The organism is Chryseobacterium sp. MHB01 (assembly GCF_034651565.1).
Lineage (GTDB): Bacteria > Bacteroidota > Bacteroidia > Flavobacteriales > Weeksellaceae > Chryseobacterium > Chryseobacterium nepalense.
On sequence record NZ_JAYEDA010000001.1, the window covers coordinates 494,664 to 512,426 of the forward strand.

Sequence of the window (17,763 nt, forward strand, 5' to 3'; positions counted from 1 at the left end):
ATATTCTACTTCAACTTTTTTAGAGATGTCATTGTTGCTTTTTCCTCACATTTTTCAAATGTAAGTTCATAAACCGGATTCTCTTTAGGATATATTAAAAGATAATCGGGACAAGGCTTTTTCTGGGCATGACTTTTATCGAAATCAATTGTTCCTTTGGTGATGATGCTGTCTTTTAAAAATTTTTCATTGACATTCAATGCAGCCATTTCAGCTTTAAACTGATCGGAATAGGTGAAATCTTTAGACAGTGTTTCTGCGATGACACGGCTGTTGGGAAGATATCCGCTGCAGCTTGCTCCTTTTTTGTTTAAAATAAAAAATACAATAATAAGTCCCGGAATAAGACCTATCATATAGAATTTGAGTTTTTTCATTAGAAGATTAAAAGATTGATATCGTGATACGTAAGCCCGAAACGGTCGCAGATGATCTTTTTTGTATGTCGTCCCTTATACATATAAAGGCTTTGTTTCATTTCATTTTTGCGGACCAACATGTTCTCAAAGCCGCCCTCTTCATCATAGTGAAGAATGTAGGAAAGGAAGAAATTTGATATGGCTTTCGTTGTTGTTCTCGGCATTCTTGAGGTTAGATTCGGAAGTCCACAGTGAATCACGCCGTGTTTAATGATGTAAGGATCTTCCATGGTGGTAAGCTCTGAGGTTTCAATAACTTTTCCGTTGTCGATGGTAATATCGATAATTACGCTGCCTTTTTTCATTTTCATGACCATATCTTCGGTCACAATCGGGGTCATATTAAGTCTTGGCAAAGCGCCGATTACCACATCTGCTCTTCGTAAAGCTTTTTTTAATTCTTTGGGATCAATAATGGAAGTAGGAACCCGGCTGTCTACTAAAGTATGAAGCCTTCTGAGCTTTGAAAGGGAATTATCAAAAACCCTTACGCTGGCTCCTAAACCAATGGCTGCTTTGGTGGCGAATTCCCCAACGATTCCTGCACCCAGAATAACCACTTCAGCAGGCCTTACACCTGTAATTCCTCCCAGCATCAGCCCATTTGATAAAGCTAATAATTCTGAGGCATATAAAATGGAAACTGTTCCTGCGATTTCGCCTACGAGTCTTACTAAAGCCAATTGCTTATATTCATCAACAATAAATTCGAAAGCGATGGCATTTACTTTCTTTTCTGCGAGTTTCAGGAAATAATTTTTATCTCTGAGATTAATCTGAAGGGCAGACACAAGATACGTATTGGGACGCATATACTCAATTTCCTCTTCCGTTGGAGGATTTACCTTCAGGATAAGATCCTGGGAAAAAGCTTCTTTCGGATCGTTGGTAATCTTAGCGCCCGACTCGGAATACTGAAGATCTGTAAAAAAAGAACCTAGGCCGGCACCGGCTTCTATAATGATTTCATGACCACTTTCTACCAGAACCTGTACAGCATCCGGGGTGATACAAGCTCTTCTTTCATTCAGGGAGGTTTCTTTAGGAATTCCTATGCTGAATTGTTTTCCTTTTTTGATGACCTCCAGCTTCTCTTCTTTCGGCATCAGTTCCTCTTCGGTAAAAGGAGTAAAAATATTTGTAGTACTCATCCTTTAAATAATTAAATTCTTACAGATCGTTATTTACATTCAATTTCGAAAACAAAGATACATAATATTTACTCGAATGAGATTTCTCTCTGTTCACCTGTGTTGATAATGCTCATTTCGTGGTATTTAAGACCGTGAAGGTCATCTTCGTATACTTCGGGCCACTCGATTATGCATAAAAAGGCATTGTCCAGGTATTCTTCAATTCCGATATCGTAAACTTCATCAATATTTTTTAACCGGTACAAATCAAAATGAAATATTTTTCCCTGTGGTGTACTGTATTCGTTAACAATAGAATATGTGGGAGAGCTTACTTCATCTTCGCTTCCCATTTTTTTAAGGAGAAATTGGGTAAAAGTGGTTTTTCCTGCTCCGAGATTGCCTTTGAGAAGAAGGATGTTGTGTTGTAATGCTGAACCGACTTTTTCCGCAATATCTTGCCAGTCGTTCATATGATGAATCGTGAATTGCATATTTTTAAACAAAGATAATTAATTACAATAAATTATTTATAAACAAAAAATACTAAGGGATTTTCATTTTTATTCATGATTTTAGTGGCAATTTCGAATACAGTTTTAAAACTTATTTTTTACTTTTAGAATTAATAATATAAGTCTGATTTAAATATTCGGCTCGTGTTTTTGCTCTTTCAGGATTTCTGTAACGGTTATTTTTTACAGGATTTTCATAAAGGGACACAATTTCCGACATTTCAATTGATTTTAAATCTTTAATATCCTTTTTGAATAAAGATTTAGAAAGTTTCGAAATACCTTTTCTGTTTTCCAAAAAGTCGAAATGGCTAAAATTAAATGCCAGACATTCTTCCTGACTGTAATGACGTTCAAGATATCTGGCAACAACAAACTGATCTATACTTTTTTTGTTGTCAATTGCTAAAACAGGCATCATTTGAAAAGCAGTAATATTGCAAGGGCATTCCTTTCTTTGATTATTTTTATTTATTACTGATTGCAATAACAAGTGCCACGAATTTTCATGCAACGCATTCGGATAAAGGGTGTTGTAAAAATTGGTGAAATTTTCTGGAAGTTTTTCGCTGGTTTTTATTTCGTGAGTAATCATTCGTTTATCAGAATTACCGATGATAAATCTTCCGCCAAACTCAACATAAAAGAACAGTAAAACAAGTGCTGTAAAAGCTAAAGCTGTAGAGATTTTAAAATATTTCATCATATAAAATGGAGCTATTTTATTCAAAAATAATTAAAATAAAACTCTAAAATCACCTTAGAAAGGAATTATATTGTTATTTTGTCATATTGTACTAAGAACATTTTTTTGTATATTTTTGCATCATGATTTCCAAGCAGACCATTGATAAAATATTCTCAACAATCCGTGTAGAAGAGATTGTGGGAGAATATGTACAGCTGAAGAGGGCAGGGTCTAATTACAAAGGACTCAGTCCGTTTCATGATGAAAAGACGCCGAGCTTTGTAGTTTCTGCGAGCAAGCAGATCTGGAAAGATTTTTCTACAGGTAAGGGAGGAACGGCGATTTCCTTTTTGATGGAAATTGAAAATTTCACTTATCCTGAAGCGCTGCGTCATGCCGCAAAAAAATACGGAATTGAAATTGAGGAAGATCAGCGTGAATATTCCGAAGAAGCCAAACAGGCACATTCGGAAAGGGATATGCTCTATAAGATCCACGAAGTAGCCAACAATTATTTCCAGGAAATACTCTGGGATTCGGAAGAAGGGAAATCCATCGGACTTTCGTACTTTAAAGAGCGGGAGCTGAAAGATGATATCATTAAAAAATTCCAGCTCGGATATTCTCCAGAACAGAAAAATGCTTTTACGGCTTATGCGCTTGAAAAAGGCTACACAAAAGAAATCCTCGAGAAATCCGGACTTTCCATTTTTCCTGAAAATACACCTTCTGGAGTGGATCGGTTTCGTGAAAGGGTAATCTTCCCGATTCACAGTTTTTCAGGAAGAGTGCTGGGTTTTGGAGCGAGAATTCTCAAGAATAATGTTAAGACTGCCAAATACCTCAATTCTCCGGAGACGGAAATTTACCATAAATCCAATGTTCTTTACGGTCTGAACCAGAGTAAGCAGGCTATTTCAAGAAAAAATGTATGCCTTTTGGTAGAAGGTTATATGGACGTGATCTCACTTCATATGTCCGGAATCGAGAATGTTGTGGCCAGTTCGGGAACCTCACTTACCACAGAGCAGATCAAACTCATCAAAAGACTTACCGAGAATGTTACCATTCTTTTTGATGGTGACAATGCAGGGATAAAAGCCAGCTTCAGAAGTATTGACATGCTGCTTACCGAAGGGATGAACATCCGCGTTCTTTTGTTTCCCGATGGTGACGACCCGGATTCATTTGCCAGAAAGCACCCGCAGGAATATGTGGAGAAATTTATTGAAAACCAGGCTCTGGATTTTATCGACTTTAAGGCGGAAATCCTGCTGAAAGAAATTGGTAATGATCCGATTAAAAAAGCGGAAGCCATCCGGGATATTGTAAAATCGGTATCATTTGTTCAGAATGCCCTGAAAAGAGAAGTTTATTTGAAAGAAGTTTCTAATAAATTCGGACTTTCGGAGCAGAGTCTTTTCAATGAACTGGATGTTCAGAAACAGATTACACAGAACCAGACCCAAAAAGCCCAGGTGAAAGCCGAAGCACAACAGCCTGCCAAGCTGCAGATCGTGGATGATCCGAGAGAGCAGGTGGATCCAATTGTTTTTAATGTTACGAAATTGGAGAATGACCTTATCAACCATATGCTGAACTATGGCGATGTGATACTGCAGCGGACAACACCAGATGAACAAAACTATGAAATTACGGTCATTGAGGAAATTCTCCATCATTTTGAGGAAGACGGCTACGAATTCCAGGTAGAACTCAACAAAAAAATAGTAGATTATATCAAAGAAGGAATTGAAAAAGAAGAGCTGAGAAAAGGAAATTTCTTTTTTGGATTGATGGATGAAGAGCTTAGTAAAGCAGCCGTTAATTCCATGAATATTTACAGCGAACTGAACGACTGGTCCACCCGGAATATTTTTTCGCCAAATTATGGTGACAAAATTCCCGAACAGGTTGCCGGTGACATCCTGATCCATAAATTCCGCTATGTGAATTTCCTGATTTTAAAAACCAAAAAAGAACTTACAGAGCATGCAGATTCTGATGAGGGAAAATATTTTGAACTGATCAAAAAAATCCAGATGCTCACCCTCGTGTCAGTAGAATTATCAAAAATTCTGAATTATTCTGCAATTACCGGAATTTATTCTGACAGATAACCTTTAATTCTTTTTCTTTATAAAAAGTCTGTGACAAAAAGTCCTATAATATTTTAGGAATAAAAGTTGTAATTTAAACTTCGTAAAATTTAATAATACATAACAGAAATATGGACATTAAAAAAGAATTCAGAGATTTCTCTGTAAAGCACTTAGGAAACAGCGGTCTGGCTACCGATCAGTATATGGGAATGTATGGTCCTACCAATCTTACACCGTACATCATGGAAGAAAGAAGATTGAACGTTGCTCAGATGGATGTATTTTCACGTCTCATGATGGACAGAATCATTTTCCTGGGAACAGGAATTGACGATCAGGTAGCGAATATCGTTACGGCTCAGCTCCTTTTCTTAGAGAGTGCAGATCCTTCCAAAGACATTCAGATTTATATCAACTCGCCGGGTGGAAGTGTGTATGCCGGATTGGGGATTTACGATACCATGCAGATCATTAAGCCGGATGTAGCTACGATTTGCACAGGAATTGCCGCTTCAATGGGAGCTGTATTACTGGTTGCTGGAGAAAAAGGAAAACGTTCTGCATTAAAACATTCAAGAGTGATGATTCACCAGCCTTCAGGAGGTGCGCAAGGGGTAGCTTCTGACATGGAAATCAACTTAAGAGAGATGTTGAAACTGAAAAAAGAATTATACGAAATCATCTCCGAACACTCCGGACAAACATATGAATGGGTTGAAAAAGCATCAGACCGTGATTACTGGATGACCTCCGAAGAAGCGAAAGGTTTCGGAATGGTAGACGAAGTACTACAAAGATCCAAAGACAAAAAATAATTTTTGTAAAAATACAAAAGGCGCATCAATTTGTTTGGTGCGTTTTTTTTATTAGGAGCTTTTTCCGGCTTTCCGCACTCGCTATTTTCAAGTTTGGGGCGGCGCGGCTTCGCCGCGCCGCCCCAAACTTGAAAATGAGCTCAGACAATTGCTTCAATCCGGGCTAAAACGACAGGCTTGTTAAAGTTTATAATCAAAAGGCCGATTTCGGACCAGAAATCAAGACTTTAACAAATTTTATAAAATTAAACTGTCTAATGGCATTATTTTTCCAATTAAAATGGCATAACACTTAAATCATAAAAATTATGTCAAAGAAAATTGCAATTTTAGCAACACACGGTTTTGAAGAAAGCGAATTAAAATCTCCAAAAGAACATTTAGAACAACAGGGTTGGACTGCTCATATCATCAGTCCGGAATCAGGATCAATCAAAGCCTGGGCTGAAAAAGACTGGGGGCAGGAATATCCTGTTGATAAGACATTAGATGAAGCAAACGCTTCCGATTATGACGCATTGGTTTTGCCGGGAGGTGTCATCAATCCTGATCAGTTAAGAACAAATGAAAGTGCACTATCTTTCGTAAAAGATTTTTTCCAGCAGCAAAAGCCGGTGGCCGCCATTTGTCACGGACCGCAGATCCTTATCAACGCTGAAGTTGTGGAAGGCAGAAATATGACTTCCGTGAATTCTATCAGCCAGGACCTTAAAAATGCAGGAGCACAGTGGGAAGACAGTGAAGTCGTGGTCGATAACGGATTGGTTACCAGTCGTACTCCTAAAGATCTTCCGGCTTTCAACGCCAAAATGGTGGAAGAGATCAAGGAAGGGAAACATGAAGAGCAGACTTTGTAGTTAATTGCAAAGCATAGAATAAAAAATTCGGCGGCATCGAAGATGCCGCCGAATTTTTTATTAATTAATGAGATTCTTTTAGTTAAAAGCCTCAATGATTTTTGAAAAATCTTCCAGCTTTAGCGCAGCACCGCCAATCAGTCCGCCATCAATATCAGGCTGGGAGAAAATTTCTTTTGCATTGTCCGGTTTTACGGAACCTCCGTACAGAATAGAAACCTCATCAGCTACTTCCTGTCCGTATTTTTCGGCAATGATGCTTCTGATATGTGCGTGAATTTCCTGAGCCTGTTCTGGAGTTGCTGTTTCTCCGGTTCCGATGGCCCAAACCGGTTCGTAAGCAATTACTACTTTTTTAATTTCCTCTGCAGAAAGAGTGAAAAGAGCAACTTCAGTCTGGTTTTTTACCACTTCAAAATGTTGTCCGGCTTTTCTCTGTTCCAGGGTTTCACCATTACAGTATACCGGAATTAAACCTTTATCTAAAGCCAGTTTCACTTTTTTGTTACAGTGGGAATCGGTTTCACCGTGATATTGTCTTCTTTCAGAATGTCCGATCAGAGAACCGGACGCATCAATTGATTCAAGCATGTCTGCAGAAATTTCTCCGGTGTAGGCACCGCTTTCATACTCGCTCATATCCTGCGCAAAAATGCCGATTTCATCTTTCTCGAAAATATCTTTTGCCATCATTAAATATAAAGCTGGCGGCGCGATCCATACCTCACAGTTGGTCGCATTATTGTTTTTATAGCTTAGTAACTGAACCATCAACTGTTGTGCATCAATTACGTTTTTATTCATTTTCCAGTTTCCTGCAACTATTTTTCTTCTCATAGTTTCTTTTATTTTTGAAGTTAAATCAGACCAAAATTGAATTCCAATTTCTAATCTAATTCCAGTTAATTAATATTCCAGATTTTTTTCAAAAGAGTGTAATATGAATGCTCTTCATCGGTTACCTTATTATCGGCTTTTATAAGCGTTTTGGCAAATTGGATAAAGTTTTGACGCTCCTCTTCAGTAGCATCGTCGTAGAAGCAGCGGGCATGGAACTCAAAATGTCCTTTCCATTCTTCAGGCTTAAGAAGGGCAATGGTTTCAAGTTCATTATCAAGATCCATTTTGAAAGGAAATTCGTCTGCCAGATATTGCTGTACCAACATTCCTTCTTCCGGAGCAAATTCTCCGTCTACCGAAGATAAGATCATCAATAAATGGTATCCTGCAATCGATTTATTAGATTTCTGCATGAGTAAATATAAAGTTTAGTGTTTATTAAAATTTGATAGGGCTATTTAATATATTCCTTTGCGGGCTGTTTGTCGATAATTTTTCCGTTCTCTAAAACAAGCACAAAAGGATTGCTTCTCGCTATTGTTTTAATGGCGGTGCCGTCCATCATCATATTTTTAATGGTTTTGAAAGTGTTCGGTTCTGTAGAAACGCCATACACAATATTGGCTTTTTGAGCTTTTACTTTGGCTTCCACCTGTTGCAGTAATTCAGGGGAAACGTCTTTCGGGTGATAGGAGAAAACAAGAATTGCTTTCGGGGCGTTGATGATTTCTTCTGTAACCTCCATTCCTGTAGGATCTTCAATCTTAAACTTTACAATTTCAGATTTATAGCCTTCTTTGATAAGGACAGATTCATTTTTTCCTTCCTCGATTTTCCAAGGCGATCCTTCTGCCCAGTATTTTGTTTCTTTAATATAATCATCCTGGTTTACCTTCAGCGTTTCTCCGGTTTTCTCATTTTTAAGCGAATAAAAAGTCTTGTATTCCGAAGGATTTCTGTTGATTTTTTCTTTCTCCGCCTTCAGGTCGGTACCAATTTTATAGTCACGGAAATCAATCACAGGTTCATATACTATTCCATATGTTCCAATGCCGATCATTATCAAACAAAATATCGTTAACAGGATATATCTCACCTTATTGGATTCTTCCTTTTCACCATAGCTGTACACATCTTTTTTCCTGAACTCTTTTCTGTAAAGTATAAATAAGATTATTAAAGCTAATAAGAGCACAATATCTTTGATAAAACTTTGCCATGGTGTAAATTTAATGGCGTCTCCGAAGCATCCGCAATCTGTTACTACATTAAAGTATGCCGAATAAAATGTTAGGAAACCAAAGAATACACACAGGGCAATCAATGCTGAAATGGTAAATTTAAGCTTCAGTTTAAGCAACAGCATAAATCCTAACAGAAGTTCGAGAATGACAACAATTATCGAAAACAACAGCGCAAACTTTTCAAAAAACGGCATATTGAAGACAGCAGGAGAGAAGTATTCTTCCATTTTAAAGGAAAAACCGACCAGGTCCACCGCTTTTACAAACCCCGAAAGAATGAAAATAACGGCAATAACGAAACGTAATAAACCTTTAATCATATAAATTAGTTTTGAGATTCTATACTGTTTTTCTTCTCAGAAAATTTAATAAGACAGAAAACGGAATAATTCAGCATGTCAAAATAATTGGCATCCAGCCCTTCGGAAACAACGGTAACTCCTTGGTTATCTTCAATTTGTTTGGTTCTTAAAACTTTCTGGTAAATCAGGTCCGTAATCGATGAAATACGCATGTCTCTCCATGCCTCGCCGTAATCATGATTTTTTCGTTCCATCAGTTTTCTGGCCTCAGTTGCATATTGATCATACAGATTCAGAATTTCTTGTTTATTTTCATTAAAATCATTAGAAAATCCTTTCTCAAGCTGGATAAGCGCAATGATCGAATAATTGATAATCGCCACAAATTCATCTTCTTCACTTTCATCAACCATTTTTTTTCCGGTCATCTGCAGCGTACGGATTCTGTTGACTTTAATATAAATCTGATCTGTAATAGAGCTTGGTCTTAGAACCCTCCACGCCGGCCCGTAATCCTGTAATTTCTTGCTGAACAGCTCACGGCACTGGCTGATAATTTTCTCAAACTGTACTGATGTTTCTGACATAAATTTTCTTAATCTCCCAAATATACGAAATTTTGTGTGTTGCACTGTTTTGGTGGAAGAGTTTAGAATGTAGCGTTTTCGGGTAGGAGCGTATAAGCGTTTGAGTTTTTGAGTTTGAGTTTTTTGAGTGATAAAGGTTTTATTTTTTATTTTTGTAAGATAATTTCAGTTTATTTTTTAAGTCTAATCATAATTATAAGCTTTGCAAGTACCTGCACTCTCTAACTCTTCAACTCTTCCGCACTCCAACTTCATGAATTGTAACGGAAAATTGATAGACCTATCGGTTCCAAAAATTATGGGAATCCTAAACCTCACGCCGGATTCGTTTTCAGATGGCGGGAAATTCAATACGGAAAAAACGGCATTGGACCAGACTTATAAAATGCTTAAAGAAGGCGCCGAAATCATTGATATCGGTCCGCAATCCACAAGACCGCACGCTGAATTTTTAACTGCAGAAGAGGAAATCAGAAGGTTGGGAAACATGATTTCATTCATCAAAAAAGAATTTCCGGAAACATTGATCTCTCTGGATACTTTTTATGCTGAAACGGTAAAGTTTGGCTTTAATGAGGGAATTGATATTATCAACGATATTTCCGGAGGCCATTACGATGAAAAGATGTTTGATGCCGCTGCAGAAACAAAACTTCCCTATATTTTAATGCATGTAAATCCTTCTTATGAAACGATGCACGATAAAATCAAATTTGCAGATATTACACTTTCCGTCAACCGCTATTTTTCTGAAAAGACTGAAGAATTATTAAATAAAGGCGTTAAAGATATTATCCTTGATCCGGGATTCGGTTTCGGTAAAACGGTAGAAGACCAGATGAAAATGATCAATGAAACACAATATTTAGGTTTTGGAAAATTTCCTTTACTGATCGGCATTTCAAGGAAATCTTTTATCTACAGACCTTTGGGAAAGTCTCCTTTGGACATCAACGAAGAAACACAAAAACTTCACCTGAAAGTATTACAGCAGGGCGCAAAAATACTGAGGGTTCATGATGTTGCAGCAGCCCAAAAAACGGTTGACTTGTTTAAGAGTGGGAGAGTCTGAGAATGGGGTGTTTTAGGGTTAGAGATCGTTTATTAAGGATAAATTTTGTTAGAATTAATATGAAAATTAACTTCCTTTGAAAATCACCATTTAACTTTCACTCTAAACTCTAAACTCTAAACTCTAAACTCTAAACTCTAAAACTCAATTAAGATTCGCCAGTTTATCCGCAAACTGTTTCGAAAATTCCTTTCGGTCTTCCTCCAGCTTTTCCTGATTGGAAGGCAGGATATAGTTGAACAATATTTTGTTTTCCCCATCTGTAAAAATAATCTCCTTTTCATTTCCGTCAATCATTTGGGCAAAAATTTCCCACATAGAAGTATCTTTTAATTTTAACAATTCAAAAAATTGTTCTGCCTGTATTTGGATGGTCTGCATTTGTTTAATTTCTATTTTTTATTTTTATTTTAAAATTCCAGAAGTTTCAGTTTAAACTGAACGGCAAAATTCTGCTTAAAATTCCGTGTAGTGTAGTAGCCCACTCTGTAAAATAGCCCCAGATTGAAGTAAGTGGAGAGGAAATTATTCCACTCCAGGCCGACTTCCTGATAAAGATGGTCGAGCGGTTTAAATTTAAACTGATGGTATTCGGGATGCTTCATATTACCTATGGTTCCTCTTAACACAAAATCAAAACTTGAAATATTCTGGCCTAAGCTTTTAAAATACCAGGGAAGTTTATGCGTAAAATAATACGCCACGAACCGGTCATTATAGTATTTACCTCCTTCCAGAGTTGCAAATCCTAGAAATGAAGTTAAGTTAAAATTAAAATCCCTCCTCGGCGAAGCCAGTCCGTTCATTGTAAAGTTTTTCCATATCGGAGCTTCTCCGATTACCATTCCGCCGTAGAGCCGGAATCCTGTAGTTCCCAGCAGAGATTTGAAATTGTGTACAAAAAGGGCATCAAACCGGGTATAATTAAAATCACCGTTCAGCGCCTTGTAGCTTTGTTCATAATTGAAATACAGTTCCGGATATTTCTGATCGATGAGGGATTTTCCCTGAGGCGTCATAATATTAGTAGAGTTCGGGGAATATTTTAAGGTCAGTAATGTATTAAAATTATTAAAAGATGAACCACTGTTGCGGAAGGAATAATCAAACATGGCTTCTTCCAGATTGGTACGGGCTGCAAAAACCAGTGTCAAGCCGTTGGTAACATCATTAAGGTAAGAAACCGAGCCCCCTCTGTAATGATAATACCGGTCATTATTAAGGTTATTTCCATAGTTAGCTGTTCTCATTTTGAAATTCCACAGTCTCCGGTAAAACTCTCCGGAAGCGGTCACGTCATCATAATAATCGATCCTGAAATAGGAATCTTTTTCCAGCGTGGTTTTAATATCAAGTCCGATTCTGTATTTCCATTTATCATCCTTGAATCCATAGGCAAAAGTATAATCAGGAGAAAAGTATGGACTGAAATTTTCATTAAGCTTTGCTTTCAAACCTACTCTGAAGCCTTCATACAGGTTATAATTCACGATCTCGTCAACCGCAAAATCTACAATACCTGCTTTTATCTGGCCATTTAGCAGCAAACCGCTTAAAACCCTTGCTTTCCGGTCGATATTGTATATTTTTCCAAGACTGTCGATGGTTTTGTAGGTGTTTCGTTCTCGTTCTGTCAGAGGATCTGTCCTGAACTGGTCAAGGGTTTTTCCGTCAATATTTTTTACGGAAAAAGTATAGCCTTTAAAGTCTTTTTTATCATTTTGGGCAGGTGACTGGTAATCAAAATACTGGGAAGTGAGAAAAGCATACGTCCCAAAACTCTGCTTCTTATTCCTTTCATGTTTTTCTTCAGGATAGTCTTTGTTTTCCTCCTGCATGACCATATTGCTCATTTTCAGCTTTACGGTTTCATGAGAAAGGAACCATTTGTTGTTGAAATAAATCCAGGTACTTGTAATGATACCGTCGTTTTTATTTTTGCTGAAATTTTCGATTTTTTTAATGCCATAAGTATCGGTATCAATATAGATGGCACCATTGTACTTTCTTTTTTTGTCCGGATTTTTATAATTGACTTCCCTGAAACGGATTACAAAATTCTTTCTTCCTTCTATTTCAATAGTGTCGGTTAAAAAGAACCGGTATAAGCCTCTGTTTTCCTGCTTCAGCTGGGTGGGAATCTGGTCTCTGTTGCTTTGCTGCAGGGCAATCATTTCGTAGATCGGCTGCTTCAGTCCGGAAATCCTGTTATCAAGGATATTGATTTTTTCACCGTATTTTTTCGAATATAAAAATTCCTGAGCTCTTTCCCAGAGGAATAATTTACTTTTGGAAAATATTTTTCTGGCAGTTACATTGTTCAGGGAATCTTTTTCTCTTTTTCTTCTGAATAATTCAGCATTTTCGAAAAACTGTCTGTATTGGGTAATACTGTCTTCATCAATATCCAGAGAAATTTTCTCATAGGATTTGTAGGAGTAGGAATCGAGCGTCTTTGGAGAGTTTTCAGTAAACTGCTGATTGACTTTTTTCAGAATTTCAAGAGCTCTGGGATCACTCTGATCTTTGATGACAACAGCTTCAATAGAAGTGACTTTTGATTGTGAGAAACCAAAAATGTACATACAGAAACATAAAATCACTAATATCCTTTTCATAAAGACCTGACAAAATTAATAATATTTATGATGCTGTAAAAGGTTTATTAATTGATATTAACAGCTGATTTCATTGACGATGTTTCTAAACAGCGTAATCCCGGAATTTCCGGGATTACAGTTTCTGGTCTTATTATATTTATCTTAAATTTTTAACAAATAACACGTTTTTTTAACAGTAAAATATTTTAATTCTCATCTAATTTGATTTCGAACTGGTTAAATGAGTTTAACTATTAATACTAAAATATTAGTTTAAAAGATTGAATTTTATTTTAATTCCGATATTATCTTTAAATTCCGAAGTCTGGTAATATCCTAATCTATAGGAAAATCCTACGCCAAAGCTCGTTCCCAGAAACTGGTTCCAGATTAGTCCCGCTTCCTGGTAATAATGATCCAGAGCGGTGAATTCAAACTGGTGGTCCTGCCTGTTTTTAAAACCGCCGATGGCCGACTGGTATTCAAGCTCGATATCCGAATATTTTTTACCCAATGTTTTAAATTTAAAAGGCAGGTATTGTGAAATTTTAAACCCTGCAAATTTGTCTGCGAAGAAAGTTCCCGAAGGCATCGTTGCAAATCCAAGGTTTGAAGGGGTACTGATGTTGGAATACCACTTATCAATATTGGCATCGTTCTGACCGGCTATTTCAAAATTTTTCCAGATTGGTGCGCTTCCGGATGAGATTCCTCCGAAAATTTTAATGTTGGTAGATCCCAATTTTGTTCTGAACTGATGAATGAACAGCGCATCAAGCCTGTTGTAATCAAGATCTCCTCCCAATGCATTAAATCCTTTTTCATAATTCAGGAAGACTTGAGGGTAATTTTTTTCATAGGTGTATTTTCCGGTAGGCGTCATGATATTTTTGTCATTCGGGGAAAATTTTAATGAGAGAACCGCGCTGGTATTATCGAAGTTATTGCCCATGTTTTTATATTGATAATCAAAAAGAGCCTCCTGTTTCTCTTTATTCACTGCGATTTTCATGCTTAATGAATTGGAAATATCATAAAGGTAAGAAGCGCTCCATTTCCGGTTTTTATAGAAAACGGCATTGTGAAGATCCAGGTTAATATCAGAGAGCTTCATCATTTTATCCCACATATAATTGCTGAATCTTCCTGCTGCAAAAACATCGTCAAGATATTCAATTCTGAAAACGGATGTTCTTCTGTCGGAAAGTTTTACATCCAGCCCCAATCCGTATTTCCAGCGATGGTCCTTAAAACCATATCCGAAATAGCCGTCCGGAGAAAATGTTTTACTGAAGTTTTCATTAAGCTTAATACCGGCACCCAAACGGATTCCCTGGTATTTATCATAACTGAAGAATTTGGTTAGATCAAAATCGATCATTTTATAACGAAGGTTTCCCCTTAAAAGCTGGGTTAACGTATTCAATTTCTTTTCAAAATCATGCTTTTGTACAAAGCTGTCGATCTTGGTATAAGTATTACTTTCCCTTGTGGTAAGGCTGTCGGTTCTGTATTGCTGCAAAAGGCTGCCGTCTGAATTCTTCATTTCGAGCGAATAGCCTTTAAAATCAGACGCTTTTTGAGGTTCATTAATATCAAAATCGAAGAACCTGTTTTTTACATACAGGTAATTTCCGAATTTTTTCTGGTTGTATTTTTTGGTGTCACCTGCTTTCAGGCTGTCTTTCTTTGAAACATCGAAGCTGGTATTGCCCATTTTAAGCCTGATATCTTCATAATCCAGGAACCATTTATTATTGATGGGTTTCCAGACAGAAACAATATTTCCCTCGTTTATTTTTTTGCTGATGCTTTCAAATTTTTTCAGGGCAAAACTTTCGGCGTCAACATATATTTTCCCGTTGAATTTTCTCGGGTTCTGTTTCTTTTTATCGGTAATTTCTTTGAATTTGATCACATAGGTCTGCCTTCCATCCAGCTGAATGGTGTCTGAAAGATAATAATGAAAAAGATCCCTGTTTTCAGGTCTCAGCTGTCTGGGTGTTCTGTCAAGATTCGAAATGTTGAGGGCCATCGCCTCATAAATCGGGTTTTTAAAACCGGACATCCTGTTGTCGATAATATTTGTTTTTTCACCGTATTTTTTGGAATATTTATATTCTGTAGCTTTTTCCCAAAGGAACATCTGGCCTTCCGCAGAGGCATCAATAAAATCTTCAGCGATAAGGGAATCTTTCTTTTCCTTTTCTTTTTGCTTAAAACCTTTTTGATCAACCTTTGAAATGGAATCTTTCCTGGCAGCTAAAAAATTCTTATAAATATCAATGGAATCTTTATCCAAATCAAGAGAAAATTTGGTGTAAGACTTAAAATTGTACGACTCTAAAGATTTGGGTGAATTCTCCTTCGCCCTTTTATTAAGTTCATCAAGAATCTTCAGCGCACGCGGATCACTTTTGTCGTTAATAATAACACGGTCAATATTCCCTCTTTTTTCGGATAACGGCTGCATTGCAACTTCCATGGTATTTCTTACCTCTGCAAGAACATCCTCAAAATTGCTGGCCAGAATTTCAACTTTCTTACATTTGGTTTTAAAGGATAAAGTTCCGTTGGTATCGGTTTTCCCGAGAAGCTCATCATCGCAGTACACTGCTGCATTGTAGATAGGTTGCTTGGTTGCCTTACTGAAAACTTTCAACTGAGTTTGTCCGAATACCAGTGCTGTAAAAAATAAAAACAGCGGGAATAAAAGTTTTGTCATTAGTCTTTTTAATAGTTAGACAAAACTATTGATAAGAAAGTTACAATACCACAGAAGAAAATATAATGTTTTGTTAAAAATTAAATCATTTGTATCAAATTAACAACTCCGTCAGTTCGAGTAAAAATTTTTTGAAGAATAATTTTTACTCGAATAAAATTTCCGAGAGTTAATCTCGCCCTTCCGCGAGGCTTTTTCATTTCAAAAAAAATAAAATCCAAATCCCATCCCGTTCAAAAATATTTTTATATTTGCTGTACGAACAACAAAAAATAAAATGATGATCTATAAAAATAATCCCGCAGTTCATTCGAAGGCATCCGGCACTAACGATTTCCACAAAAATTTCAACTTTAATAAGCATCTTACTCGACTTAAAAGCCCTTAGAGTATTGCGTTAGATCGTTCAGGAAGTTTGAAGACAGCTTCAATCGTTTAGAAACGGTATTCAGGCATTCAGTAGAGATCAGCAACCACTTTGTTAAGACGTTCAAGTGTTTAGTAACGGCAATCAACCGTTCCGTTGAGCCCGTCAAGCACTCCGAAGAGAAAATCAAGCGTTCCGAAGAGGCAATCAACCACTCCGAAGAGGCAATCAAGTACAATTTGTTATTTTATAATGATTTACAGCCTTTTTAAAAAGATAAATTTATTCAGCAATCCATATACATTAGACTTCAATTATATTTTTAAACACAAATAATTTATACCATTATGAAAAAAGATCAGGTAAAACGTGATTTTAATCTGGCAGATGCTGTCCTGAAACAAAAAGCAGATGAGCTGATTGCTTTAATCGAAAGAGATATTGTCGAATTTACAGAGCGTGGCTATAATGCCGCAAAAAGAAATGAATTGATCGCAGCGCGCAATGCCGTAGATAGTTTTCCCAACGATGAACAGCTGGAAGCCATCAAAATGAATCTCACCGAACAAAAAGATATTGCCAGAAATGCCCTTGAAAAAACAATGCGCAGTATTTTCAATAGGGCTGAGAACGTTTTCGGACTGTATGCTGCCAAATATAAGGAGTTTGGCAATGCAGCAATCAGTCAGCAAAGTGATGCGGAAATCGTTCGTACCGCTAAAATAATGACTGCAACGGCTCAGAAATATCTTACCGAACTTTCGGATGAAGGACTTACTTCAGACAAAATCAATACCCTTATTGCCCAACGAGAGGCACTGGATCTCGCGATTGATGCACAGGTTCAGGGTATTTCAGACAGGGATGTCGCTGCCGAAGGACGTATTGAAGCTCTCAATAAACTGTACCAGCTGCTTACCAAATATGCAGGAACAGGCCAGGACATCTTCTATGAAACGAATGAGGCCAAATATAACGACTATATTATCTATGACACCCCAAGCGGATTGCCTGAGGTTCCACCTGTGAATCCTATATGAAAAGCCACTCGTCAGTTCGAGTGTTTTTCGCAGCGCAGCGGAGAAAAATGTATCGAGAACCGGTGAAGGTAGTAGCCTTGTGGTAATCACTTCTCGATACGCTTTTTCAAAGCTACTCGAAGTGACGTTGAGCAGAATTTTAATCATAATGAGTACTTCGTCAGTTCGAGTGTTTTTCGCAGCGCAGCGTAGAAAAATGTATCGAGAACCGTTGAACACGAGACACTTAAGAGTAACTTCTCGATACGCTTTTTCAAAGCTACTCGAAGTGACGTTGAGCAGAATTTTAATCATAATGAGTACTTCGTCAGTTCGAGTGTTTTTCGCAGCGCAGCGTAGAAAAATGTATCGAGAACCCGTTGAATGTAATGGTCTTATAGCAATCACTTCTCGATACGATTTTTTTTCAAAAATCTACTCGAAGTGACGAAGCATCAAAAAACTTTAAATTTATTAT

16 protein-coding genes are annotated in these 17,763 nt (G+C 37.1%); 5 read left to right on the top strand and 11 right to left on the bottom strand.

Going from position 1 to position 17,763, the window contains the following annotated elements; genetic code table 11:
- Window positions 1-5: 5 nt before the first annotated feature.
- The 4 genes from U9K52_RS02355 to U9K52_RS02370 form a co-directional block, all read right to left on the bottom strand.
- A complete protein-coding gene (locus U9K52_RS02355; RefSeq protein WP_248392028.1) occupies window positions 6-377 on the bottom strand; it encodes a hypothetical protein in 372 nt (123 codons plus the stop codon).
- Entirely contained in the window at window positions 377-1,570 is a 1,194-nt protein-coding gene (locus U9K52_RS02360) for an alanine dehydrogenase (RefSeq protein ID WP_248392030.1), read from the bottom strand. The genes U9K52_RS02355 and U9K52_RS02360 overlap by 1 nt, the downstream gene beginning before the upstream one ends.
- Before the next feature lie 68 nt (window positions 1,571-1,638).
- Complete coding sequence (tsaE, locus tag U9K52_RS02365) at window positions 1,639-2,046, bottom strand: tRNA (adenosine(37)-N6)-threonylcarbamoyltransferase complex ATPase subunit type 1 TsaE (RefSeq protein ID WP_322925052.1); 408 nt, start codon at window positions 2,044-2,046, stop codon at window positions 1,639-1,641.
- Between the two features lie 112 nt (window positions 2,047-2,158).
- A complete protein-coding gene (locus tag U9K52_RS02370; RefSeq protein ID WP_263603727.1) occupies window positions 2,159-2,773 on the bottom strand; it encodes a transglycosylase domain-containing protein in 615 nt (204 codons plus the stop codon).
- 122 nt (window positions 2,774-2,895) lie between these two features.
- Here U9K52_RS02370 and dnaG point away from each other — a divergent pair, with 122 nt between their 5' ends.
- The 3 genes from dnaG to U9K52_RS02385 all read left to right on the top strand — a co-directional run bounded on the left by dnaG (window position 2,896) and on the right by U9K52_RS02385 (window position 6,529).
- On the top strand, window positions 2,896-4,875 hold the full coding sequence (dnaG, locus tag U9K52_RS02375; protein ID WP_322925055.1) for a DNA primase: 1,980 nt from the start codon (window positions 2,896-2,898) through the stop codon (window positions 4,873-4,875).
- 110 nt (window positions 4,876-4,985) lie between these two features.
- The gene (clpP, locus tag U9K52_RS02380) at window positions 4,986-5,672 is read left to right on the top strand and encodes an ATP-dependent Clp endopeptidase proteolytic subunit ClpP (RefSeq protein ID WP_089999356.1); all 687 of its coding nucleotides are present in this window, start codon (window positions 4,986-4,988) and stop codon (window positions 5,670-5,672) included.
- 308 nt (window positions 5,673-5,980) lie between these two features.
- Window positions 5,981-6,529 (top strand): type 1 glutamine amidotransferase domain-containing protein, encoded by a 549-nt coding sequence (locus U9K52_RS02385; RefSeq protein ID WP_312175178.1) that lies wholly within the window; start codon window positions 5,981-5,983, stop codon window positions 6,527-6,529.
- A 78-nt stretch (window positions 6,530-6,607) separates the two neighbouring features.
- Here U9K52_RS02385 and tpiA read toward each other — a convergent pair whose 3' ends face one another.
- The 4 genes from tpiA to U9K52_RS02405 all read right to left on the bottom strand — a co-directional run bounded on the left by tpiA (window position 6,608) and on the right by U9K52_RS02405 (window position 9,502).
- Window positions 6,608-7,366, bottom strand: a complete 759-nt coding sequence (gene tpiA / locus U9K52_RS02390; RefSeq protein WP_322925059.1) for a triose-phosphate isomerase — start codon at window positions 7,364-7,366, stop codon at window positions 6,608-6,610.
- Window positions 7,367-7,431: 65 nt separating this feature from the next.
- Complete coding sequence (locus U9K52_RS02395; RefSeq protein ID WP_322925061.1) at window positions 7,432-7,782, bottom strand: hypothetical protein; 351 nt, start codon at window positions 7,780-7,782, stop codon at window positions 7,432-7,434.
- Window positions 7,783-7,823: 41 nt separating this feature from the next.
- Window positions 7,824-8,933 (bottom strand): BT_3928 family protein, encoded by a 1,110-nt coding sequence (locus tag U9K52_RS02400; protein WP_322925062.1) that lies wholly within the window; start codon window positions 8,931-8,933, stop codon window positions 7,824-7,826.
- A gap of 5 nt (window positions 8,934-8,938) precedes the next feature.
- Window positions 8,939-9,502 (bottom strand): DUF1599 domain-containing protein, encoded by a 564-nt coding sequence (locus tag U9K52_RS02405; protein WP_248392046.1) that lies wholly within the window; start codon window positions 9,500-9,502, stop codon window positions 8,939-8,941.
- Between the two features lie 253 nt (window positions 9,503-9,755).
- Between U9K52_RS02405 and folP the strand changes: the two genes are divergently transcribed.
- Window positions 9,756-10,574: a dihydropteroate synthase gene (gene folP, locus U9K52_RS02410; protein ID WP_322925064.1), complete on the top strand. Its 819-nt coding sequence runs from the start codon at window positions 9,756-9,758 to the stop codon at window positions 10,572-10,574.
- A 144-nt stretch (window positions 10,575-10,718) separates the two neighbouring features.
- Here folP and U9K52_RS02415 read toward each other — a convergent pair whose 3' ends face one another.
- The 3 genes from U9K52_RS02415 to U9K52_RS02425 all read right to left on the bottom strand — a co-directional run bounded on the left by U9K52_RS02415 (window position 10,719) and on the right by U9K52_RS02425 (window position 15,899).
- Complete coding sequence (locus U9K52_RS02415; RefSeq protein ID WP_248392050.1) at window positions 10,719-10,955, bottom strand: hypothetical protein; 237 nt, start codon at window positions 10,953-10,955, stop codon at window positions 10,719-10,721.
- A gap of 29 nt (window positions 10,956-10,984) precedes the next feature.
- Window positions 10,985-13,192, bottom strand: a complete 2,208-nt coding sequence (locus tag U9K52_RS02420; protein WP_322925067.1) for a DUF5686 family protein — start codon at window positions 13,190-13,192, stop codon at window positions 10,985-10,987.
- A 250-nt stretch (window positions 13,193-13,442) separates the two neighbouring features.
- Window positions 13,443-15,899 (bottom strand): DUF5686 family protein, encoded by a 2,457-nt coding sequence (locus U9K52_RS02425; RefSeq protein ID WP_322925069.1) that lies wholly within the window; start codon window positions 15,897-15,899, stop codon window positions 13,443-13,445.
- A 714-nt stretch (window positions 15,900-16,613) separates the two neighbouring features.
- Between U9K52_RS02425 and U9K52_RS02430 the strand changes: the two genes are divergently transcribed.
- Window positions 16,614-17,306 (top strand): hypothetical protein, encoded by a 693-nt coding sequence (locus tag U9K52_RS02430; RefSeq protein ID WP_322925071.1) that lies wholly within the window; start codon window positions 16,614-16,616, stop codon window positions 17,304-17,306.
- Window positions 17,307-17,763: the final 457 nt, after the last annotated feature.

Coding starts and splice junctions, on each gene's coding strand:
- U9K52_RS02355 (WP_248392028.1), bottom strand. CDS start 377: ATGAAAAAACTCAAATTCTATATGATAGGTCTTATTCCGGGACTTATT.
- U9K52_RS02360 (WP_248392030.1), bottom strand. CDS start 1,570: ATGAGTACTACAAATATTTTTACTCCTTTTACCGAAGAGGAACTGATG.
- tsaE (WP_322925052.1), bottom strand. CDS start 2,046: ATGCAATTCACGATTCATCATATGAACGACTGGCAAGATATTGCGGAA.
- U9K52_RS02370 (WP_263603727.1), bottom strand. CDS start 2,773: ATGATGAAATATTTTAAAATCTCTACAGCTTTAGCTTTTACAGCACTT.
- dnaG (WP_322925055.1), top strand. CDS start 2,896: ATGATTTCCAAGCAGACCATTGATAAAATATTCTCAACAATCCGTGTA.
- clpP (WP_089999356.1), top strand. CDS start 4,986: ATGGACATTAAAAAAGAATTCAGAGATTTCTCTGTAAAGCACTTAGGA.
- U9K52_RS02385 (WP_312175178.1), top strand. CDS start 5,981: ATGTCAAAGAAAATTGCAATTTTAGCAACACACGGTTTTGAAGAAAGC.
- tpiA (WP_322925059.1), bottom strand. CDS start 7,366: ATGAGAAGAAAAATAGTTGCAGGAAACTGGAAAATGAATAAAAACGTA.
- U9K52_RS02395 (WP_322925061.1), bottom strand. CDS start 7,782: ATGCAGAAATCTAATAAATCGATTGCAGGATACCATTTATTGATGATC.
- U9K52_RS02400 (WP_322925062.1), bottom strand. CDS start 8,933: ATGATTAAAGGTTTATTACGTTTCGTTATTGCCGTTATTTTCATTCTT.
- U9K52_RS02405 (WP_248392046.1), bottom strand. CDS start 9,502: ATGTCAGAAACATCAGTACAGTTTGAGAAAATTATCAGCCAGTGCCGT.
- folP (WP_322925064.1), top strand. CDS start 9,756: ATGAATTGTAACGGAAAATTGATAGACCTATCGGTTCCAAAAATTATG.
- U9K52_RS02415 (WP_248392050.1), bottom strand. CDS start 10,955: ATGCAGACCATCCAAATACAGGCAGAACAATTTTTTGAATTGTTAAAA.
- U9K52_RS02420 (WP_322925067.1), bottom strand. CDS start 13,192: ATGAAAAGGATATTAGTGATTTTATGTTTCTGTATGTACATTTTTGGT.
- U9K52_RS02425 (WP_322925069.1), bottom strand. CDS start 15,899: ATGACAAAACTTTTATTCCCGCTGTTTTTATTTTTTACAGCACTGGTA.
- U9K52_RS02430 (WP_322925071.1), top strand. CDS start 16,614: ATGAAAAAAGATCAGGTAAAACGTGATTTTAATCTGGCAGATGCTGTC.